This window comes from Candidatus Solincola tengchongensis (genome assembly GCF_015711935.1).
Lineage (GTDB): Bacteria > Actinomycetota > Geothermincolia > Geothermincolales > RBG-13-55-18 > Solincola_A > Solincola_A tengchongensis.
Genome location: NZ_JACVJJ010000044.1, coordinates 23,682 through 44,128, shown reverse-complemented (window position 1 = coordinate 44,128; position 20,447 = coordinate 23,682). Strand labels below are relative to the sequence as shown.

General features: G+C 62.9%; 19 protein-coding genes and 1 tRNA gene. 15 read left to right on the top strand and 5 right to left on the bottom strand.

Going from position 1 to position 20,447, the window contains the following annotated elements; genetic code table 11:
• Positions 1–51: 51 nt before the first annotated feature.
• From H7007_RS03185 to H7007_RS03160, 6 genes are all read left to right on the top strand, one after another.
• A tRNA-Val gene (locus H7007_RS03185) sits at positions 52–126 on the top strand.
• Positions 127–463: 337 nt separating this feature from the next.
• Entirely contained in the window at positions 464–1,099 is a 636-nt protein-coding gene (locus H7007_RS03180; RefSeq protein WP_287153048.1) for a TetR/AcrR family transcriptional regulator, read from the top strand.
• Complete coding sequence (locus H7007_RS03175; protein WP_287153047.1) at positions 1,096–2,544, top strand: 4-hydroxyphenylacetate 3-hydroxylase N-terminal domain-containing protein; 1,449 nt, start codon at positions 1,096–1,098, stop codon at positions 2,542–2,544. The genes H7007_RS03180 and H7007_RS03175 overlap by 4 nt, the downstream gene beginning before the upstream one ends.
• Positions 2,545–2,770: 226 nt before the next feature.
• Positions 2,771–5,161 carry an MEDS domain-containing protein gene (locus tag H7007_RS03170; RefSeq protein WP_287153046.1) on the top strand — a complete coding sequence of 797 codons (2,391 nt, stop codon included), beginning with the start codon at positions 2,771–2,773 and terminating at the stop codon, positions 5,159–5,161.
• 229 nt (positions 5,162–5,390) lie between these two features.
• A complete protein-coding gene (gene rbp / locus H7007_RS03165; protein WP_287153045.1) occupies positions 5,391–5,663 on the top strand; it encodes an RNA-binding regulator in 273 nt (90 codons plus the stop codon).
• 693 nt (positions 5,664–6,356) lie between these two features.
• Positions 6,357–7,148, top strand: coding sequence for a methyltransferase domain-containing protein (locus H7007_RS03160; RefSeq protein ID WP_287153044.1), 792 nt, complete (start codon positions 6,357–6,359; stop codon positions 7,146–7,148).
• 23 nt (positions 7,149–7,171) lie between these two features.
• On the opposite strand, the gene H7007_RS03155 is transcribed toward H7007_RS03160, so the two are convergent.
• From H7007_RS03155 to H7007_RS03135, 5 genes are all read right to left on the bottom strand, one after another.
• Entirely contained in the window at positions 7,172–8,458 is a 1,287-nt protein-coding gene (locus H7007_RS03155) for a metallophosphoesterase (protein ID WP_287153043.1), read from the bottom strand.
• A gap of 177 nt (positions 8,459–8,635) precedes the next feature.
• Complete coding sequence (locus H7007_RS03150; protein ID WP_287153076.1) at positions 8,636–9,130, bottom strand: HD-GYP domain-containing protein; 495 nt, start codon at positions 9,128–9,130, stop codon at positions 8,636–8,638.
• 9 nt (positions 9,131–9,139) lie between these two features.
• Entirely contained in the window at positions 9,140–10,141 is a 1,002-nt protein-coding gene (locus tag H7007_RS03145; protein ID WP_287153042.1) for a response regulator, read from the bottom strand.
• 19 nt (positions 10,142–10,160) lie between these two features.
• The gene (locus tag H7007_RS03140; RefSeq protein WP_287153041.1) at positions 10,161–10,595 is read right to left on the bottom strand and encodes a sensor histidine kinase; all 435 of its coding nucleotides are present in this window, start codon (positions 10,593–10,595) and stop codon (positions 10,161–10,163) included.
• Positions 10,592–11,842: a sensor histidine kinase gene (locus H7007_RS03135; protein ID WP_287153040.1), complete on the bottom strand. Its 1,251-nt coding sequence runs from the start codon at positions 11,840–11,842 to the stop codon at positions 10,592–10,594. The genes H7007_RS03140 and H7007_RS03135 overlap by 4 nt, the downstream gene beginning before the upstream one ends.
• Positions 11,843–12,158: 316 nt before the next feature.
• Between H7007_RS03135 and H7007_RS03130 the strand changes: the two genes are divergently transcribed.
• The 9 genes from H7007_RS03130 to H7007_RS03090 all read left to right on the top strand — a co-directional run bounded on the left by H7007_RS03130 (position 12,159) and on the right by H7007_RS03090 (position 20,437).
• Complete coding sequence (locus H7007_RS03130) at positions 12,159–13,292, top strand: Nif3-like dinuclear metal center hexameric protein (RefSeq protein WP_287153039.1); 1,134 nt, start codon at positions 12,159–12,161, stop codon at positions 13,290–13,292.
• On the top strand, positions 13,289–13,996 hold the full coding sequence (locus H7007_RS03125; RefSeq protein WP_287153038.1) for a zinc ribbon domain-containing protein: 708 nt from the start codon (positions 13,289–13,291) through the stop codon (positions 13,994–13,996). The genes H7007_RS03130 and H7007_RS03125 overlap by 4 nt, the downstream gene beginning before the upstream one ends.
• 28 nt (positions 13,997–14,024) lie before the next feature.
• On the top strand, positions 14,025–14,576 hold the full coding sequence (locus H7007_RS03120; protein ID WP_287153037.1) for a ribonuclease HI family protein: 552 nt from the start codon (positions 14,025–14,027) through the stop codon (positions 14,574–14,576).
• Positions 14,577–15,161, top strand: a complete 585-nt coding sequence (locus H7007_RS03115) for a metal-dependent hydrolase (RefSeq protein WP_287153036.1) — start codon at positions 14,577–14,579, stop codon at positions 15,159–15,161.
• A gap of 123 nt (positions 15,162–15,284) precedes the next feature.
• Positions 15,285–15,905 carry a histidine phosphatase family protein gene (locus H7007_RS03110; protein WP_287153035.1) on the top strand — a complete coding sequence of 207 codons (621 nt, stop codon included), beginning with the start codon at positions 15,285–15,287 and terminating at the stop codon, positions 15,903–15,905.
• Between the two features lie 190 nt (positions 15,906–16,095).
• Complete coding sequence (locus H7007_RS03105; RefSeq protein WP_287153034.1) at positions 16,096–16,737, top strand: HAD-IA family hydrolase; 642 nt, start codon at positions 16,096–16,098, stop codon at positions 16,735–16,737.
• Positions 16,738–16,797: 60 nt separating this feature from the next.
• A complete protein-coding gene (locus H7007_RS03100; RefSeq protein WP_287153033.1) occupies positions 16,798–18,504 on the top strand; it encodes an ABC-ATPase domain-containing protein in 1,707 nt (568 codons plus the stop codon).
• Between the two features lie 428 nt (positions 18,505–18,932).
• Positions 18,933–19,367 carry an SCP2 sterol-binding domain-containing protein gene (locus tag H7007_RS03095; RefSeq protein ID WP_287153032.1) on the top strand — a complete coding sequence of 145 codons (435 nt, stop codon included), beginning with the start codon at positions 18,933–18,935 and terminating at the stop codon, positions 19,365–19,367.
• Positions 19,368–19,543: 176 nt separating this feature from the next.
• Positions 19,544–20,437 (top strand): class I SAM-dependent methyltransferase, encoded by an 894-nt coding sequence (locus H7007_RS03090; RefSeq protein ID WP_287153031.1) that lies wholly within the window; start codon positions 19,544–19,546, stop codon positions 20,435–20,437.
• The last annotated feature ends 10 nt before the right edge of the window (positions 20,438–20,447 follow it).

Below are 20,447 nucleotides of genomic sequence, written 5' to 3'. Positions count from 1 at the left end.
AAGGAAAGTTGCGACGCCTGCCGTTCCGTGGTGATATTATCTTGAAGTACGGGGCGTTTAGCTCAGCGGGAGAGCGCCTGCCTTACAAGCAGGAGGTCGTGGGTTCAAATCCCGCAACGCCCACCAGATAGAGGGCCTTGCAGGGGCATCGATGTCCCGGCGGGCTTTTCTTTTTTCTCTCCGAGGTTCGGGGTCCGATGCGAGGCTTATTGCCGGATTTCGTGAGGTACCGTCGTTTTGGGAAGACGGAAAGAGGGCAAAGCGGGAGGAAAAGAAATAAAAAGTTTACTCAAAGGTAGAAAATTATAATTCAAGTGTTGGGTAATTTAGATTAATTGGTTATGATAGATAAATAGATAAAAGGATAAAAAGAGCAAGAAGCCGAGATTAAAATTACTAAAAAGTAGAAAAATTCATTTCTGTCTTGCGCAACATATTTGCGCCCTCAGGCGAAAGGTGAGGGATGACCAAGACCAGTTGGCCCGAGATCCTGAAAAAGTCCGCGGAGCTCTTCAGCAGGAAGGGGTACGGCGCCACCACCCTGGAGGACATTGCCCGGGAGCTGGGGATAACCAAGCCCACGCTCTACCACTATATAGAGACCAAGAGCGATCTGCTCTACTGCATCTGCGACCAGGCCGTGAGCAGGCTGCTCGACAGGGCCAGGGAGATCCAGGCCTCGGATATGGAAGCGGAGGAGAAGCTGGGAGAGCTCATACGCCTGCACCTCTCCCTGTTCTCGGAATACGGGGACTTCGCCAGCGTCTTCTTCGCCGAGGAGAAGGAGCTCCCGGAGCGCCAGCGGGCGCGCATCCGCTCCCTGAGCCGGGAGTACGAAAGGATCCTTCGCGCCACGCTGCGGCAGGCGGTGGAGGAGGGAGTATTCCGGGAGATGGACGTGCCCATGACCGCGCGCATCATCTCGGGCATGTGCAACTGGCTCCCGGCTTGGTACAAGAGGAGCGGCCCCCTGTCCACGGACGAGATCGCCTCGATGTTCCTGGAGTTCGTGGTGCGCGCCTGCGAGAGGCGCCCCGAAGACGAGGCGGGAGGCAAAGACAAGCAAAGGACCAAGAGCGGAGGGAGGGAGCGGAGATGAGGACCGGAAGCGAGTACCTGCAGAGCATAAGGGAGATGAACCTCCCGCTGTACATCGACGGGGGGAAGGTGGACAACGCCCTGGACCACCCGGCGGTGAGGGCCGCTGCGGAGGCGGTGGCCTTCACCTTCGACCTAGTGAGCGACGAGAGGTACAGGGACATGATGACCAGGACATCGCACCTCACCGGCGAACCGGTACCCATATTCCAGCACGTGCCCCAGAGCGTCGACGACCTGGTGGCCAAGGTCAAGGTGACGCGCTTCTGTAACCGTCGGCTGGGGATATGCTCCTTCCGCTGCATCCAGAACGCCTACGCTCCCCTGCTCTATATCACCGCAAAGGTGGACGCGGAGAGGGGCACCTCCTACCATCGCCACGCGGTGAACTGGATACGGTACATGCAGGAGAACGATTTTTTGGCCTGCCCGGCCATAACCGACCCCAAAGGTCACCGCAAGATAAGGGCCTGCGATCAGCCGGACCCCGACATGTACCTCCGGGTAGTGAAGAAAGACAGTGAGGGGATAGTGCTCAGGGGCGCCAAGCTCCACCAGACGGGTGCGGCCATCTCCCACGAGAAACTGGTGCTGCCCTGCACCACGCACCGCCGGGGCTCGGAGGACTACGCCGTAGCCTGCGCCATACCGACCACCACCCCGGGTCTCATCCACATCTCCGTGCGCCATTCGCAGGACGACCGCCGGGTGGAGGGGGCGGAGATCGACCTGGGGAACTTCCGCTACGGAGTCCACGAGTGCGTGGTCATCTTCGACGACGTCTTCGTCCCCTGGGAGCGGGTGTTCCTCTGCGGGGAGGTGGATTACCTGGATGAGTTCGTGGGCCTATTCGGTTCCTCGCATCGTCCGACCACCGGGGGTTGTAAGGCGGGGTGGGCCGACGTCCTCATAGCCGCCACCCAGCTGGTGGCGCGGTATCACGGGTTGGAGGACGCTTCCCACGTCCGGGACAAGCTGTCGGACATGATGGCCATATCCGAGACCATGTATTCCTGTGGCGTCGCCGCGGCCATGCATGGCTACGAGCTGCCCAACGGGGGTTACGTGGCCGATCCGGTGCTGGCCAACAACACCAAGTACTACGCCTCGCGCGCGGTCTTCGACCTCATCCGCCTCGCCGAGGACATAACCGGCGGTATCCTCGCCTGCTGTCCGAGCGAGAAGGAACTGAGGAACCCGGAGATAGGTCATTACCTGGAGCGCTTCTTCAAGGGAGCGCATGACGTCCCGGCGGAGCACAGGATCCGTATGGTGCGGCTCATTGAGAACATCTCCTGGGGTCTGGGCTCCATCCTACATTCCGCCACCCACGGCGGTGGGTCAGGGCAGGCGTGCAAGATGGAGCTCTTCGAGTTCTCCAGGCACGCCCCTCACCGCGCGGAGGCCATGGAGTACGCCCAGCGCCTCTGCGGCGTCATGCAGTGAACAACGTGGCCCTCAAACCCTGTCAAGGGTCGGCCGTTCTCCTTTGGCTTAAGGGCAAGGAGGGCTCCGAGGCCCGGGCCAAGGCCTGAGAATCAGTACTTGCGGGTGGTGGGAACGGCGGTCCTTGACCCCCATGTTCAGGCTTTGATCCTTATGATAAGGAGACTGGGGAACACATCCCGTCTCCGCGAGGGCGGTTGCCCGGAGCGTCACACCCGAGGTTTTCGTGAAAGACCGGGCGCTCCCGACACGGCGCCTTCCTCCTTGCGGGCACAAGCAGTGCGGGTATCGCCGCCTTCAACGATCGTACGTGTCTCTGGTTTCTTACCTTATTATTTCTTATATTAAATCAATCAAAACGGCATCAAAATTAGCCGAAATACAATTCTATTTAAAGGGGAAAAACAATAAGCATCAGAAGATTGGTGGTGTATGGGCGGAGGGAGCAGTGTTTTCGATGAGCGGTCCGGCTTACGGTAAGTCAGACGTGGTGGATCAGGGGAGACACATCGTCGCCGTCTATGCGAAGGATGAGGATTACCTGGACGGGGCTCTCTTCTTCGCCGAGCAGGGGGTAAGGAGAAAAGAGAAGGTATTTTTGGTGACCGACACCTTCCCGTCCGAGGCCGTCGCGGACCATCTTAAGGGATCCGGGAGATTCGACGTCCGAAAGGCCGTCGACACGGGACAGATCCGGTTCCTGCATTTCAGGGAGGCTTATCTATATGAGGGGAGATTTGAACCCCAGCGTATCTTCGAGCTCATACGCTGGGCATCCGCGCAATCGCTGGAGGAAGGGTTTTCGGGGATCCGCGTCCTCTCGGAGATGAGCCATGCTCTCTGCGATGCGGTCGGTCCGGAAGGGCTGGTGGAGTACGAGGCCAGGGCGAACCTCCATATCCCCGGATGTGCCTGCACCGCCGTGTGCCTATACGATCGGAGGAGGTTCGAGCCCAGGTTGCTCCTGGACCTCTTCTCGATTCACCCTTACGTGGCCGTGGACAGGCATGTCTATGAGAACCGCTTCTTCCTCGCTCCGGAGGAATGCCTGGAGGGGAATCTGCACCAGGCGATACTCGACCGGTTGATCGGCAGTGTCATGTCCGTAAAGTTGCCGGAACGTCGATTGGAAAGGGAGTGGGATCTCACCCGCGAGCTCCTCGAATCCATACCTGCCTTTTGCGTGGCGCTCGACGGGGAAGGGAGGACCGTCTTCGCCAACCGGACCATGCTCGACAGGTTGGGATACACTCTCCAGGAGGTTGAGGGAAAGGGCTACTTGGAGACCTTCGTGCCGCCGGAGGAGCGCGCCTCCGTCGCGGAGGAGTTGAAGCTCCTGGCCGCGTCCGAAGGCCATAGAAAGGGCAGGAGTCGCGTAGTTTCCCGGGACGGCCGGGAGTTCCTCGTGGAATGGTATGGAAAGCGCGTGGTGGCGGAGGACGGCTCTCCGGGATTCCTTTTTTGCATCGGGTTGACTGTCTCCGAGAGCATGGGCATGCGGGAAGCCGTTCCGGAGAGGACCCTGCGGGGGAGCGATCGGACGTACAGAACTGTGTTCGAGACCACCGGTACGGCCATGTTCATAATCGGGAGGGATGGGACGCTCACCGACGTCAACCACACGGCGGAGAGGATGCTCGGCCGGACGCGAGAGGAGATGGTGAGGAGGTGCAGATACACGGATTTCCTCCACCCGGAGGATGCGAGGAAGGTCGCGGAGTCCCTCTCGCTCCTGTGGCGCGGCGAAGTAAACGGCCCGCTCCAATTGGAGATCAGGGCCGGGAGTGGAGCGAAGGGGTTCATACCCGCCCTCGCCACGATGAGCGTGTCGCCCGGCGGCGAGGTGGGCGTGGTTTCCCTAATGGACATATCGAAGGAGAAGGAGAGGGAACGGGTTCTGGAGGAGAAGGCAAAGCAGATGAGGGACTTGCTGGCCATCGCCTCTCACGAACTCCGTCATCCCCTGACCTTGGTGCAGGGATATGCAGCCTTTCTCCGCAAGAGCGGGGATTCGCTCGATGCGGAGAGCTACGATCGAGCCTTGCAGGGGATTCAGGAAGGCGCGGGTCGTCTGACGAGGCTTGTGGAAGGGCTCTTGGACGTCAACCTCATCGAGCGCGGGGTCTACCCGGCCCGGCGACGCCCCACGGACCTGCGCCTTGTGGTAGAGAAGGTGGCAGAGGAGTTCCGCGTGAAAGAGCGAAGGGAGATAGCGCTCGACCTAAGAGGCGAACTCGAGAGGGTATGCCTGGATCCGGAGATGATCTCCCAGCTCCTGGTCATCCTCCTGGAGAACGCGTGCAAGTTCTCGCCGTCCGACACGGCCGTCGAGGTGAGGGGAGAAGGGCGTGAGGGAAGGGTGCGGATTTCGGTCCTCGACCGGGGGATCGGCGTCCCATCCGAGGAACGGGAGAGGATCTTCGAGCTCTTTTACCAGGTCGAGAAGGTCATGCACCATTCCATACCGGGTCTCGGCATCGGGCTGTACATAGCGCGTAAGATAGTCGAAGCCCATGATGGAAGGATCTGGCATAGGGATCGCGAGGGCGGTGGTTCCGAGTTCACCTTTGAGTTCCCGGCTGAGCCGCCGGGATCGCGCGACCCTCGGGTCCCGTGAGGGGTTCGCAAGCTCGGCAACCCGTCGATGACCAAGAAAAACCGCCATACCGCCAAGGCATGAGGATGGAAGCAACACCCTGCCGACATGGCAAGCCCGTTAAAATCGAAGTTGATTTATCGGCCGGCGGGGTATATAGTTTAGCTGCATTGGTTTTTGAGGTGTTACGTGGATACGTCCCGAGGAGACCGGCTCCTCGGGACTTTTTTAGAGCGAAGGAGGTGAAAAGGTGAAGATATACGTGGGGAACCTGAGTTACTCGACGGATTCCGAGGAACTCCAGAGGGCCTTCGAGAGGTTCGGGAAAGTGGATTCCGCGGAGGTGGTCATGGACCGCCATACCAACCGCTCGCGCGGATTTGGGTTCGTGGAGATGCCCGACGACAGCGAGGCCCGTGCGGCCATATCCGGCCTCAACGGCAAGGATATGGACGGCAGAACCTTAAAGGTCAACCAGGCCAAGCCCAGGAGCGTGGAGAGCAGGAGCGCCTACCGCTTCTAAGACCACGTCTTCTCAGAGTGCGGCGCGGCTTTTCAGCTTTGACCGGACTCGAAAGGAGCGGGGGTGAAACCCCGCTCCTCTTACTCCCTGAATCTCACCGTCCATCCCCAGCGAGAATCCCCCTTCCGTGCACACCGGCTTGATCTGACCCGTTCACCTTGCGTTTCTCGCAGCCTGACGTCTTCACCTTCCTCGCCCCAGGGCCGATGTGATGCCGAAGACAGGGATGACCGGCATAAGAAAGCCAAACACTTCTGGAAGTACGGAGTCTTGTGAGCTTCGCGGTTTATCTTCTCTGCCGGCCACTGGCCCCTGCGCGCTCCCCTGCTACGGCCAATGCAGGCCCTGCTGCGGGATGCCGGGTTCAACCCGTCCACGGGTGAAAGGGGTGCGGAATAGGGCCTTGGATATCAATTTGCGGGCTGTGGTTCCCCTTTCCTTGCCCGCCGCATACCCTTAGGCGGAAGAATGGGAGGGTTCCGGGCGCGGAGAAAGGGATATGGTGGGGCGAATGCTCCCTCTGAACACCTCCTCCTGCGTACTTGGTTCTAGGAAGGCTGCCTGGTTCAGCGTCGGCCCGTCGAGGGAGCGGGTGCCGCTCCGCCTCGAAGGTCAAGGCGGGTAAAGTTGACCGGCCTAAAAACGTGGACATATCATGTTTTTGCGTGTCAATAGGAGCATGGAGGTCGAGAGATGGAGATGAAGCCGGAGGAAAAGGCCGAACTGCTCATGGAGCTGGCGGAGGCGCCGCTGACCCGCCTGGAGGCGGAACTGGCCTTCCGACACCTCTACCGACACCTGGAGGGGGACCTGAAGCGGAGCGGCGGGGAGTTGAGCGTGCTGGACGTGGGGAGCGGCCTGGGCGAGGTGGCCCTGCGATTTGCCGCCCTGGGCCACCGGGTGACCATGCTGGAACCTCAGGCCTGCCTCCTCAAGACCGCGGAAGAGAGGGCAAGGGAGCAGTTGCCGGACCGCGCTTCTTACCTCCGCTTTCTCAACGAGCGCATCGAGAACCTCGAGGAGTGCATAGCCGAGGATTTCGACCTCATCATCTGCCACGAGACCATAGAGTACGTGGATGATCCCCTGCGCGCCCTGAACGTCATCACCAAGGTGCTGCGCCCCAGGGGGAAGCTCTCCTTGGTCTTCCTCAACCGGTACGGGTTCATCATGGAGAAGGTGATCATGGAGGGGAACGTCCGTCTGGCCATGGAAGCCTTTGATATGGAAGAATTTCCCACTCCACTGCACCGCGGGCGCGGGCACCTTTACTCGGATGCCGAGATCCTGGCCCTTCTGGACCCCCTGGGCTACAACCTGGAAGGCCAGTATGGCCTCCTGGTCTTCTCCGAATTCGTGGACTGCTCCCTGTTCGAGGAGGGACAGTGCTACAAGGGGCTTATAGAGCTGGAGTTGAGAGCCGGACAGGAGCCCCATCTCAAGGGGGTCGGCAAATACGTGCAGTTGATATGCTCGAAGGCCTGAGCCGGTCCCCATGCGCGACGGCCTCAATCGGCCCTTTCCCTCAAGGGCGCCTGTGAGGGGAAGCGGCGCAGGGAGGCGGTGTAACCGTGTAGGCCCTTCTTCACCGCCGCGTAGGTGAGCAGCTGCTGGTAGAGGCTCTGGTCGGCAAGGTCCCGCCAGCGCAGCTGCCGACGCGTGCGGGTGAGGAAGAGCATGGGTATCCAGGTTCCCGTGTTTATGTAATATTTTCCCTTCCTCCCCTCCAGGACCGGCTGCATCTCGTTGGAGTAATAGCGGTGGTCATGCCCGAAGACGACCACGTCGATGCCCTGGTCGGAGAGGAGCAGGTCGCGGGCGGCCACGGAGAGGGCGTCTTCCCGCGTGGCCAGGGGGTCGAGGTGCAGGTCCTCGGATTCCCTCTCCTCCTCCACGGCCTCCTCGGCGGGGAGGCGGTGGCTGAGCATCTCCGCCTCCTGCAGGCCCTGGACCTCCACGCGTGCCCTTCCGGTCATGAAGCCCAGGGCCCTTTTAAGTGAGTAGCCCCAGGTGTCCAGCCTCCCTTCGCGGCGTTTTCTCTGCAACTCGCGGCTCTCCCGGAAGGGAGGGAAACCCACTTTGGCCATGAAGCGCGCCAGCTTGAAGCCGTAGGCCGCCTTAAACCACCAGCTCTCGTCCTGGATGCCCAGAAAGACCATGTTGGGTATGGGTCTCACGTTGTTGATGAAGGGGTTCCGTTCGCTCATCATGCCGTTGGCGAAGTACTCGAGGAAACAGTTGCTCCAGCTCCTTTCCAGCCGGAGTTCCCCGCTCTTCGGGTCGCGCAGAAAGGGATGGGTGAAGTTCTCGAAGGCGCTGTCGGCGTAATACTGGTTCCCGTGCTCCACGTACAGCCCGCCGTCCCGGTAAAACCCCGTGTAGGCGAAGTGGAAGTGTTCGGAATCCGGGAGGCCCAACTCCTCCAGGAGGCGCTCCCGGACGCGGGGCCAGAAAAGGTCCACATCGTGGTTCCCGGGGACCAGGACCAGGCGATGCCCGCTCTCCATGAAGCGGCGCAGGGCGGCGAAGCAGTCCCTGTGCGCTTCCATGATGCGTTCCAGCTTCGCCAGGGATTCCTCCTCCGTGCACCCCAGGCGGGAAAAGGGCTTGGCGGAGCTCCTGTCCAGGTTGACGGCTACGAAATCCAGGAAATCGCCGTCGATTATCAGCTCGGAGTGGCGTCGCTCGCCGATGGTCTCCACGAAGGAGCGGAAGGTGGCGTCCTGGTTGAACTCGTCCAGGTGGTCGCCTGCTCCGAGGTGGAGGTCGCTGATCACGAACCTGGTCCTGGCCATCATGAGACCGCCTTTCGCACTCGAGCAATCTTGCGCACTCGAGCAATAATTGAGTATAGCACTCGTCCGGCGGAACGGGTTCCGGCGCTTGCACCGGGAGCAGAGGTCCATTATCCGGTTTTCGGGTGAGGTGTGCCCGGGTGCTCGAGGGACAGGGATCCCCTTCGCCTGGAGGCCTCAGTCGGGAAGCCGCTCGTAGATGGCTGCGAAGTCCCGCTCCCGCTTGCGAAACACATCCAGCACCCGGGGGTCGAAGTGATCCGGCATGCTCCTGCCGTCACCCTGGAGGATGATCTCCACCGCCTTCTGATGGGAAAGCCCCGGCTTGTAGGACCTCCGGCTGCGCAGGGCGTCATAGACGTCGGCGAGGGCCACGATGCGGCCGGTAAGGGGGATCTCCTCCTCCCTTAGGCCGCGGGGATAGCCGGAACCGTCCCACTTCTCGTGATGGCTGAGGGCTATCTCCGCGGCCACGGCCAGCCGGGGGTGGTTCCCCAGGATGTGGGCCCCCGCCTCGCAGTGCTTTCTGATCTCCTCCCATTCCTCCGCCGTGAGCGGGCCCTTCTTGCGCAGGATGTCGGGATGCACGTGTATCTTCCCCACGTCGTGCATTTGGGCGGAGTACCCGATGGTCTCCACCTCGCGAGAGAGAAGGCCGATCTCCTCGGCTATCAGGGCCGATTAGTGGTTGACCCTCTTGATATGCTCGCCGGTGAGCTCGTCGCTCACCTCGGCGGCCCTGGCCAGCGCCTCTATGGTGTAGAGGAACGCGTCCTCGGTTTCCTTCGCGTACCTGGCGAGTGACCGGAAAAAGGACACGGCGAGGAAGAAGGTCTTCAGGGCTTCCCGGTCGAAGTCGGTGACTTCCCCCGGATAGTCGACGGCCAGGACCAGGAGGGAGCCGTCGCTCACCCAGGCCGATGGCGAAAGCCTCCCCGGGTGAAGCCAGGCCGCCCGCGATTCCCCCTCCGTGATACCGGGCATGGGAGATGCCGCCTTTTCCCTCGACCCTACGGGAGGCATCTCCGCGGGGGGTATGGAGTACGGCTCCCCTTCGGCAAAAGCCCCTTTATCCCTGACCAGTATGCCTTCGGCACCCGTGCCTTCCCGTATCTGGCCGATGAACAGCGCTTTGGGATTTTTTCTTATCTGCTCGGATGAGATGAAGGAAAAAGCCAGCTCCGTTCCCACGTCCCTGGACAGGAATTGCTGTTCGTCAGCCATCCTGAGAAGGCTGGTGCTGAGATGGGTCACCGAGGCCATGGCCTGGTAGGCGTCTTCCAGCCGGTCGCGGAGGAACTTGAGGCGCAGCAGCGACCTGGTTCGCGCCAGGAGCTCCTGGCGGTCCACAGGCTTGGAGAGGAAATCGTCCGCGCCCGCGTCTATGGCCCTCACGCGGTCGGAGACGGCATCCAGTGCGGTGACCATGACCACGGGGATGAAGGCCGTGGAGGTGCCCTCCTTGAGGCGCCTGCACACCTCCACGCCGTCGAGCCCTGGCATGAGGATGTCCAGAAGGACCAGGTCGACCTTCCGGGGACCCATCGTGGCCAGTGCCTCCTCGCCGTTCCGTGCCGTGATCACCAGGTAACCTTCCGGTTCCAGGAGAGCCTTCAACAGGTCGAGGTTCACGGGCTCGTCGTCCACAACCAATATCACCGCTTGTGATTCGCCTGAGCTCATGGGATCCTCCCGCGCCCATTCAAGGTCGGTCTTCATGCCCCCCGGATCGCTCCTGGCCGGAGCTTCTCTCCTCGGCTTCCGCCGCCGGTCTTGCCGGTATGGTGAAGGAGAAGGTGGTCCCCCTTCCCGGTTCGCTGCTCAGCCAGATGCGGCCTCCATGCAACTCGACGAGCTGCTTGCACAGCGCCAGCCCCAGCCCCGTGCCCCCCACGGCATGGACGGACTCCCCCACCTGGGAGAACTCGAGGAAGAGCTTTCCCTGATCCTCCGGCTTGATGCCGATCCCCGTATCGCTCACTTCCACCAGGAGATCGCCGTCGGCGCTCGCAGCACGCAGGAGGACGCTGCCGCCCGAGGGAGTGAACTTGAGGGCGTTGGATAAAAGGTTCAGTATTGTCTGTCGCAGACGGCGCGAATCGGCGGTGATACGTGCCGGTGGGTCCTCCGCCCTCATGGACAACTCGATCCCTCGGTCCTCCGCCTCCTTTCGCATGAGGTCCAGAGTGGAGGCCAGAGGGTTTCCGTGTCGATGTCCTCGAGTTGAAGGGCAAGGTGGCCCGCCTGGGCTTTCGTGTAGCCGAGGATGTCGTTGATGAGCGAGAGGAGGTGTTTCCCGCTTATATGGATGTTTTCCAGATATTTCCTCTGGTTTTCGTTGACCTCCCCGTAGGTGCCGGAGATCAATAATTCGGAGAAGCCGATCACTGCGTTGAGGGGCGTCTTCAACTCATGCGTCACGGAGGCCATGAAGCGGTTTTTCAGGCGGTTCAGTTCCTCCAGCTGTCTTTTCTCCTCCTCCAGCCGGATGAGCGCTTTCTCCTCCGTGACGTCCCTGATGACGTAGACAGTGCCCGCCACACCCTCCTCTTCCGTGCGGTAGGGAGTCTCCCGGGCGCGATAGGAACGGCCTTTACGGTCCTCGAGCTCGAAGGATTCGAGCCGGCCCTGCAATATCCGGTCCAAGTACCGGTCGTCCACCTCCCACCCCCGGCGGAGAACGTCCGCGATTCCCATACCGACAACGTCCTCCGGCCTGACGCCGAGGAAATCCACCAGGGCGCGGTTGGCCCGGCGAACGAGGCCGCCGGAACCCACCTGGATCACCATGTCGCGCATGGAGTCCACCGTGGCCTGCCAGTCCTGCCACGCGGAGCGGATGCTCTCGAAGAGTTGCAAGTTGTCCAGCGTGAGCCCTAACTGGAAGCCGATTATGGACAGGCATTCCTTGTGCCGGTTGCGCCAGGCGCGGCTATCGGTGAACCCCATGATCAGGACGCCTACCGGGCGGCGGTTGCTCTTCAGGGTCAGGAGCAGGAAATCCCCCTCCCCTCCTTTTCCGGTCACGTCCAGGAAGCGGCACCAGTCGAGGGCCCCGGGTTGCAATCGGAGGAGCAGGTCCCTCTCCAGATTATCCACTATGGAGAGCATCCCCCCGAAGACCTCACGGAGGATCGACTGACCCTGGGGAGACATGAGCGCGTTGAGCGCATGCTCGTCCAGGCCCCGGTGATGGACCAGTTTCCACGGGCCTTCGCCCTCGGAGGGCGAGAGCATCGCCAGATGGCGGGAGTCGAAAGCGAGGCCCAGTTCGCGTATCGCGGAAGGGAGGACCTGCGCGTCATCGAGGGTGCGGTCGAGAGCGCGTATCACGGAGTTGAGGCGGGAGATGGACTCGCGTGAGGCGGCGATCTCGGCTCTCATCCGCTGGTGTTCCTCGGCGAGGGCGAGGATTGCGCTTAAGGTCGAGGGATCGGGCCGGGTCAGAGGGACGATGACCGTGCCGTGAAGTCCCGGGGGGATGCTCCCCGGGGGTGCCGTATTTTAACATTGCGTGAACCGGGTGTCTTTCGAGACGCTCAAGCTGTCGTGGCGCGGGGAAACGCCTCCGAGGACCGCTTCGCTCGCCAGGGGCCGGCCGTGGCGACCGGGCCGTGACCCTCGAACACTTATAATGTGGGTGGCGTTAAAAGACGGGTGGAGCCTGGTGCATGGCCATGATCTTGGGCGAGGGAGGGGAATGGGAGCTATGGTTTGCGCGGTGAGCGACATCTGTGGTCTTATGGATGAACTCGCACCTCCCGAGCTGGCCGAGGAGTGGGATCGCGTGGGGCTGCAGTGCGGTTCGCCGGAGAGACGGGTGAGCGCGGTGCTGGTGGCCCTGGAGGTCAACGAAGAGGTGGCCAGAGAGGCGCTGGAGAGGGGAGCCGGCATGATAGTCTGTCATCACCCCCTTATCTTCGAGCCGTTGCCCCACTTGCGGGAGGACGGGTTCCCGGGCGCCCTGGTGTGTTCCGTGGTGAGGCGGGGTATCGCGGTTTTCGCCGCTCATACCAACCTGGACGCGGCGCCTTGGGGGGTGAACGCGGCCCTGGCGGAGTCCCTTGGGCTGCGGGAGCACTTGCCTCTGAGGGAGATGGCCACCAGGCCGGCATGCAAGCTGGTGACCTTCCTCCCCCCCGAACACCTGGAAGCGGTGAGCCGGGCCCTCTTCCAGGCCGGCGCCGGGGTGATCGGGGAGTACACGGGGTGTTCCTTTCGCTCCGAGGGGACGGGGACCTTCTACGCAGGCTTGGGGACCACCCCGGCCTACGGGGAGAAGGGGAAGATGAACGAGGTGCGTGAGGTCCGCCTGGAGGTCCAGGTGGAGGAGAGGCTGTTGGGGAAGGCTCTGCGGGCGCTCATCGACTCTCACCCCTACGAAGAGCCGGCGGTGGACGTCTATTCCATAAGGGTTCCCACCAAAGGCGGCCTGGGTCGGGTCGGCACGCTGGAAGGACCTCTGCGCCTCGAGGAGCTGGCGGACCTGTGCCGTGAGCGCCTGCAGAACCCGGCCGTCCGCTTCGCCGGCTCACCCGACCGGGAGGTGAGGCGGGTGGCGGTATGCGGCGGGCGGGGGGCGCACCTGGCCGCGGATGCCCTGCGGGCAGGGGCGGACGTTCTGGTCACCGGGGACGTGAGCCACCACCAGGCGGTGGCGGCCCTGAACATGGGCTTGGCGGTGGTGGATGCCGGACATTATCATACCGAGAGGACCTCGGTGCCTTTCCTGGCCCGCCTCCTCGGGGAGAGGGCGGAGAGGAAGGGGCTGGAGGTCGAGATCCTCGCTTCCCGCGTGGATACCTGTCCCTGGAAGGTCGGAGGTGCGAGTTGAGCGAGCTGGAGTCCCTATACCAGGTTCAACAGCTGGATACCAGGATATTCGAGCTCCGGGGGAGGCTGGAGGACAATCCTCTCAAGGAGGAGCTGGAGCGCCTGCGCGGGGAAGAGGCGGAATGCGCGGAGGAGCTTTCCAGGGTCGAGGAAGCCCTGGAAAAGTCTTCCAGAAAACAGGCCGCCCTTGAAGACGAGATACGGAGCCTGGACCAGAAGCTGTCCCGGGAGGAGGGGAAGCTTTACGGGGGCCAGGTCACCAACCCCAAGGAGCTCAGGGGCCTGCAGGCCGAGGTGCGATCGCTGAAGAGGAAGAAGGACGAGCTGGAGACGGAGCTCCTCGAGGAGATGGAGGGGCAGGACGGGGTGAGGGCCAGGCTGGAGGAGTTGAGGTCGAAGGACCGGGAGCTCCTGGCCCTCATCGAGGAGAAGAGCGCGCTGCTGGAAAGGGAGACGGGGGAGACGGCCTCCGAACTCGCAGAACTGGAAAGGGAGCGAGAGAAGTGGTCTTCCGGGGTGGGCGAGGAGCTCATGCGCCTCTACGAGAAGCTCCTCGCCGCCAAGCAGAACCTGGCCGTGGTGAAGGTCATCGAGGGCGTGTGCCAGGGTTGCAGGGTGGAGCTGCCGGGAAAGGAATACGACAGGTTCCTGAGGACGGAGGGCGTCTTCCGCTGCTCCAACTGCGGGCGCATACTCGTGCGGTGACCCCGGAGGCCCCGAGGGGGCGGATTCTTTGGAGAGGAGAAAGAGCAGGAAGAGCGTGGTAGAACCGGCATTCCAGGGAGCCAGGCGCTTCGAGGAGCTCCACGTCTTCATAGACGGGGCCGCCAGGGGCAATCCCGGGCCGGCGGCCATCGGTGTGGTGGTCCTGACCCGCCAGGGACGCCGGGTGGCCGCTTTCGGGGAGGCCATCGGCGAGGCCACCAACAACTTCGCCGAGTACACCGCCCTGGTGCATGCCCTGCGACTGCTATCCGTTTACGAGGTGGACCGGCTGCGCATCTATGCCGACAGCGAGCTCGTGGTGCGGCAGATACAGGGCCTGTACCGGGTGAAGGAGAGGTCCCTGCGCAGCCTGCATTCCCAGGTCATGTCCATGCTCGGCCGTTATCGTGACTGGAGCATCCAGCATATCCCACGCGAGGAGAACCGCGAGGCGGACCGCCTGGCCAACCAGGCACTGGACGGAGCCGCGGACATCTCTTCCGCGTCGGTCGGGCACGACCTGGGCCTGGAGGAGCAGCCCCCTCTCTTCCCCGAGGAGGAGGAAGGAGGAGGGGGGTAGTTGTTCGTCCTCGCCCATGCCGGCTTCGCCTTCGCTCCAGCCGCCGCCGTCTCCTCCTGGTGGAAGGATAACCGCGGTTTCCGTGACGGGGTGCCCGACATGAGGTGGCTGTTGGCGGGCACGGTCCTCCCGGACGTGGTGGACAAGGCGGTGGGGGAGGTGCTCTTCCGCTCCTATTTCCGGAACGGCCGTATCTTTTTCCATACCTACCTCTTCACCCTAATCTTCTTCCTGGCCGGAATCCTCGGATGGGCCAGGAAGAGGGACGCCAGCCTGCTCCTGCTCTCCTGCGGCATGGCTTCTCATCTGCTCCTGGACCGCATCTGGATAGAGCCCACCACCGCCCTGTGGCCGTCCCTGGGGCCCTTCCAGCGCCATCCTTCGGATCTGACCTTTCTCCAACAGGTCATGGAGTATCTGCGGGATCCCTTCTTCTGGGTCACGGAGGCGGCGGGAACCGGGGTGCTGGTGGCTTCCCTCCGCCGGCTGGGGGTGGATTCCCGGGCGGGATTGAAGGGATTTCTGCGCCACGGGACGCTGCCCGCGCTGCAATCCGGGGAAGCCACGGCGGGCGAGACCCGCTGAGCGGGCTCTTGGCACGCCGGGTGGGATGGGGCGACGGTTGGCCCGCCGGTTGTGGCGAAAACCCCGCTCCCGCGATCGCGTCGCCTTGCTGCCCCCGTGTGTCACGGCTAAAATAAGTGCGTCATGGGAACGGCTTATCTCTTGAGGCATGGAGAGACGGAATATCATGCGCAGCATCGCTTGCTGGGCCGTCTGGACATCGGGCTCAACGAGAGGGGAAGGGAACAGGCCCGGCGGGTGGTCGAGTTCTTCCGGGGCCTCAAGTTGGACGCCGTGTATTCCAGCCCCCTGAGACGCTGCCTGGAGACGGCGGCTCCGGTTGCCGAGGATCACGGGCTGTCCATCCAGGTACTGGAAGGGCTCATGGAGGTGGACATGGGCGAGTGGGACGGGCGTACCTTCGACGAGCTCTTCCGCGAGGAGGGGGAGATGGTGGGGAAGTGGATGCGCAATCCTTCCTCGGTGGCCATCCCCGGAGGGGAGGACTTCGGGACGGTACGCGATCGGGTGATGTCCGCGGTTCGGGAGATAACCAGTCGCCATCCCGGTGACCAGCGAGTGCTCGTAGTGACTCACGGTGGACCCATACGGGGCATCCTCTGCGAGGCGCTGGGCATGGAGCTGGACGGGATGTTCCGTATCCAGATCGACCTTGCCTCCATCTCCGCCGTCAAGTACTTCGACGGCGGGATCCCCGAGACGGCCATGGTGACCCTGGTCAACGAGACATATCACCTGCGGTAAGGATTTCCTCCGCGAAGCGCCTGAAGGGACGCCCGGGGAGAGGGCGGAGGGCGCGGCCGCGGGAGCCGGGGTCATGAAGGGCACGTGCATATCGCACGGTCGATCTTCCGATCCTGAGGCGCCGAAAAGGAAGGGGACGAGGCTTTCTTGCCGGGAAACGCAGCCCGGAGGATACGGGAACGGAAGAGGGATGAAAAGAGATACCGAATACCTGCTCTTCGACCTTGACGGAACGCTGGTGGACACCATCCGGCTCATCCTGCGCGCCTTCCGGGAGACCTTCCGGGCCCTGGGACTTCCTCCCCGTGACGACCGGGAGATGCTCATGGAGGTGGGAAAGCCGCTCTACCGGCAGGCCCTGGACATAGACCCCGGGAGAGCGGATGAGATATTCCGGGTCTACCAGGAGATGTACGACAAGTATTATAAGGAACTGGTAAAAGAATACCCAGGTGTCCGAGAGGCGCTGGCCGGGTTGAAGGAGCGAGGCTACCGGCTGGCGGTGGTGACCTCCAAGCGATTCTCCAATGCGAGCCTGGACCTGGAGAGGTTCGGGCTCATACCCTACCTGGACGTCCTGGTGACGGCGGAGGACACCGAGAACCACAAGCCGGATCCCGAGCCGGTCTTCAAGGCCCTGGAGAAACTGGGGGGTAGCGCGGAGAAGGCCGTCTTCATCGGGGACAGCCCTTACGATATCCGGAGCGCCCATGCCGCCGGGGTCCGGGGAGGAGCCGCGGCTTGGGGGCCCTTTCCCCGTGAGGTGCTGGAGGCGGAGAGGCCGGACTACTGGATACCGGATCCGCCCTCCCTCCTGCGCATCTTCCAATGACCGGCCGGGATGAAGCTTTCGCCGTTGATATGTGTGATGAGGTGACGGGGAGACGCAAGGATGCGCGACGGAGAGGAACTGCGAAGGATTCTGCGGCGCATAGACGGCAGGGGCTACAAGGCCTACAAGGACATCGAGGGGCAGTACGACTTCCGGAGCTACGTGCTGTGGATCGAGCACGTGCAGGGCGACCCCTTCGCCGCTCCCAGCAACGTCATCGTCAGGGTACCCCAGGAGAAGGCGCGTTTCCCCCGTGACACCTTCTCCGGCCGCAGCCGGGAAGTGGGGCTGCGGGATTTCCTCACCCGGAGGTTCCATGACCTTGCCGAGCAGGTCAGGGAGGGGAAGAGGGGAAGCGGCAAGAGCGGGCTCATCGCCATCGACCGACCCCACCAGGAGATACTGGAGAGGACCTCGGTTCTCGTGGACGAGAGGTGGGTGGAGGCCCGCATAGCCGTTGGCCTTCCGGCCTACGGGCGCAGCATCGCCGGGAGGGAGGCGGAGGAGATGTTCTTCCGGGAGCTCCCTCATATCGTGGCCGGGTCGCTCTTCTTCGAGAGGCTCGACCGGGGGGCCTTGTACGAGCACGTGGAGACCAACGAGGACGCCGATTATCTGAGGGGAAAGCTCCGGGAACTGGGCCTGGCGGCCTTCATCGCCGACGGAGCCGTCCTTCCGCGCAGGAGCGGGGTGGATCCCCGCCCTCTGACCACGGGGAAGGTCATACCCTTCCAGTCGCCTCCCTCCCTGCGGGTCGAGGTGGAGCTTCCCAACCGCGGCAAAGTGTCCGGCATGGGCATACCGGTCGGGATCACCCTCATCGTGGGCGGCGGTTATCATGGAAAATCCACCGTGTTGAACGCCCTGGAGCTGGGGGTGTACAACCACATCCCCGGGGACGGCAGGGAGCTGGTGGTGGCCGATCCGGGGGCGGTGAAGATCAGGGCGGAAGACGGGAGGCGCATCGAGAAGGTGGACATATCCAACTTCATCCGCGGCCTTCCCTTCGGCCAGGACACCACGGCGTTCTGCACGGACAACGCCAGCGGGAGCACCTCCCAGGCGGCGAACATCATCGAGGCCCTGGAGGTGGGGGCCACGCTGTTGCTTATCGACGAGGACACCTCGGCCACCAACTTCATGATCCGGGACGAGCGCATGCAGAAGCTGGTACCCAAGGAGTTCGAGCCCATAACCCCCTTCATCGACAAAGCGGGGCAGCTCTTCCGGGATTACGGCGTCTCCGTCATCCTGGTCATAGGGGGATCCGGGGACTACTTCGACGTCGCGCACCACGTGGTGTGCATGGTCAATTACGAGCCCCGCGACGTCACGGAGCAGGCCCGGGCCATCGCTGCCGAGCACGTGGCCCGCAGGGCGGCCGAGGGCGGCGAGTCCTTCGGCGAGCTGAGGCACCGCGTTCCCCTGGCCCGGAGCGTCGACCCCCAGAGAAGGGGCAAGGTCAAGATACGCGCCCACGGCACGCGGGCCATCGAGTTCGGGAGCGAGAACATCGACCTCTCCAGCGTGGAACAGCTGGTGGACGAGAGCCAGACGCGGGCCATCGGGCACGCCCTGTACTACGCCACCCGTTACATGGACGGCAGGGCCACGGTGAGGGAGGTGGTGGACAGGGTCATGGAGGACGTGAACCGGCAGGGGCTGGATGTCATAGGTCCACCCAACCGGGGTGACCTCGCCGCTTTCCGCGGTTTCGAACTGGCGGCGGCCATGAACCGGCTGCGCTCCTTCACCGTGAAGGCCTGAGATCCCTCCCGGCACATGGGGTGCGCGTTGACACCCCTTGCGGGGCATGTTAACTTGATAGTCGTCCGCGCGCCGTTTATCCCATAGTTTCTCGCATGTCTTCCCTTCACCCAAGGTCTTCCGGCGCTCGAATAACTTCGAGGCGACATCTTTAGGGTGAGGGCCTTCCGTGGAGTTGTCCGTTTACCCCTCCCAGGACGCGCGCCATCAAGGGAAGGCCCCTCACCCGCCGAATCGACGACGGTTCCCGCTGGCCGCCCGTGGAGTCGTCCATCCCAAGGGGAAAGGCCTTCACCCAGGGGAGGACATTCCAGTCCGCTAGGGGAGAGAATAAGAACGGGAGAGATGGCGGGGGCCGATGCCGGTATAGGGGACAGGCGGGGAGATACGAAAAGGGACCGGGGATGGAAAGCGGAAAGGAGGATGCCATGCCCTATTTTCAGGATATCCGGGTGTTCTACGATCTGCTGACCGGGGTTTTCGACGCCTTGATGGAGGACCCTCAGATCCGCCAGAGGGCCCTGGATTCAAAGCTCCTGGTGAGGTTCGTCTATCGGAACCCGGAGGGGGAGTTCTGGGTGGACTGCCGCGGGGACGAGGTGAAGGTCTATCCCGGAGGCCCGGGAGAGGAGATGAATCCCGATGCGGTGATGTCCATGGAGCTAGACACAGCCCACCGCTTCTGGTGCGGGCAGCTCAACCTGCTGGGAGCCCTTTCCAGCGGGGAGATCGAGGCCCAGGGTTCCATGCCCCGCCTCCTCAAGATGCTCCCGGTCATCAAGCCGGCATACGACATATACAAGGGCCTGCTTCGGGAAAAGGGCCTCGAGGACCTCATCGTGGAGGAGGAAGAGGAGGACTGAGGCGGGGCCGTCCGCCTCGCTCTTCCCCGCCCTTATGTCCCTCCCTCTATGCGTCCCCGGCATGGGGCGTACTCCGGGTCGCCGGGTTCGCGGGGGGCGACGGGAATCCGTGAAGGGCGGACGGGCCCTGTCTTCTGGATGCGCTCGAACCAAAGCACCGCGGGAGGTGAGCCGGTTTGCCCACCGTTCCCTGGGCGGGATGGCTGGACAGGGTGGAGCGGGAGGCTTCCCGCGATAGGCAGGCGGCGCTACTGCGAAATCAGGTCCGGGACCGAGTGCTCTCTCAGGCCGGCTTGAGTCCCCGAGCGGTGGTCGTGGACCTGGGATGTGGGCTGGGGCTCCTTTCCCAGGAGGCCGCTCGCCTTGTTGGGCCGGAAGGCAGGGTTTACGCCGTGGATTCGGACCTGGAAGCTCTGAAAGGGCTCGGCAAAAAGGTCGGAGAGACCGGCCTGCTCAATGTCATCCCGGTGCGTGCGGATCTTTCGGACCTTCCGCTGCCGGGGGGAGAGGCGGATGCGGTTGTGGCCAGGTCAGTCCTCTCCTACCTGGAAGAACGCAAGAAAGCCCTCCAGGAGTGCTTTCGCGTCCTCCGGCCCGGAGGAAGGCTTTCCATATGCGAGCCCCTGCTGGCCGAGGAAGAGCTTTTGGTTAACTGGGACCTCGAACTTCCCCTTTGGGAGAAGGCGATGGCCATACTTAGGGCCAGCCACCCGGCCTATTCCTTCCGGCGCCCGGATCTTGTCCGGGAGGTCCGGGAGGTGGGGTTTGAGGAGGTGGATTACTTCGTCTGGTACGCGGATGTGACACGACCCTTCCTTGATTTGCAGGAGGTTAAGGAAGAGCTGGAGAGCGCTTTACCGGGCAGGCTCTCCATCCTCGGAAAACTACGGGCCGGAGGGATGAGCGAAGAGGAGATAGATCGGCTTGCGCTGCGGTGGGCCGAGGAGTCGCGGCGCTTCTCCTATCGCGACATTCTCCCCTGCTGCTTCGTATGGGGCCGGAAAGCCGCGGACGATGGAGGGGAGGCTGGAAAATCCCGATGGCGAGAAGGATGCCCGGGATCGGAGTGATCTCCCGTAG

What these genes read in the sequence shown, in the direction of transcription:
- H7007_RS03180 (WP_287153048.1), top strand. Translation starts at nt 464, where the DNA reads ATGACCAAGACCAGTTGGCCCGAGATCCTGAAAAAGTCCGCGGAGCTC.
- H7007_RS03175 (WP_287153047.1), top strand. Translation starts at nt 1,096, where the DNA reads ATGAGGACCGGAAGCGAGTACCTGCAGAGCATAAGGGAGATGAACCTC.
- H7007_RS03160 (WP_287153044.1), top strand. Translation starts at nt 6,357, where the DNA reads ATGGAGATGAAGCCGGAGGAAAAGGCCGAACTGCTCATGGAGCTGGCG.
- H7007_RS03155 (WP_287153043.1), bottom strand. Translation starts at nt 8,458, where the DNA reads ATGGCCAGGACCAGGTTCGTGATCAGCGACCTCCACCTCGGAGCAGGC.
- H7007_RS03145 (WP_287153042.1), bottom strand. Translation starts at nt 10,141, where the DNA reads ATGAGCTCAGGCGAATCACAAGCGGTGATATTGGTTGTGGACGACGAG.
- H7007_RS03140 (WP_287153041.1), bottom strand. Translation starts at nt 10,595, where the DNA reads ATGAGGGCGGAGGACCCACCGGCACGTATCACCGCCGATTCGCGCCGT.
- H7007_RS03135 (WP_287153040.1), bottom strand. Translation starts at nt 11,842, where the DNA reads ATGAGAGCCGAGATCGCCGCCTCACGCGAGTCCATCTCCCGCCTCAAC.
- H7007_RS03130 (WP_287153039.1), top strand. Translation starts at nt 12,159, where the DNA reads ATGGGAGCTATGGTTTGCGCGGTGAGCGACATCTGTGGTCTTATGGAT.
- H7007_RS03110 (WP_287153035.1), top strand. Translation starts at nt 15,285, where the DNA reads ATGGGAACGGCTTATCTCTTGAGGCATGGAGAGACGGAATATCATGCG.
- H7007_RS03105 (WP_287153034.1), top strand. Translation starts at nt 16,096, where the DNA reads ATGAAAAGAGATACCGAATACCTGCTCTTCGACCTTGACGGAACGCTG.
- H7007_RS03100 (WP_287153033.1), top strand. Translation starts at nt 16,798, where the DNA reads ATGCGCGACGGAGAGGAACTGCGAAGGATTCTGCGGCGCATAGACGGC.
- H7007_RS03095 (WP_287153032.1), top strand. Translation starts at nt 18,933, where the DNA reads ATGCCCTATTTTCAGGATATCCGGGTGTTCTACGATCTGCTGACCGGG.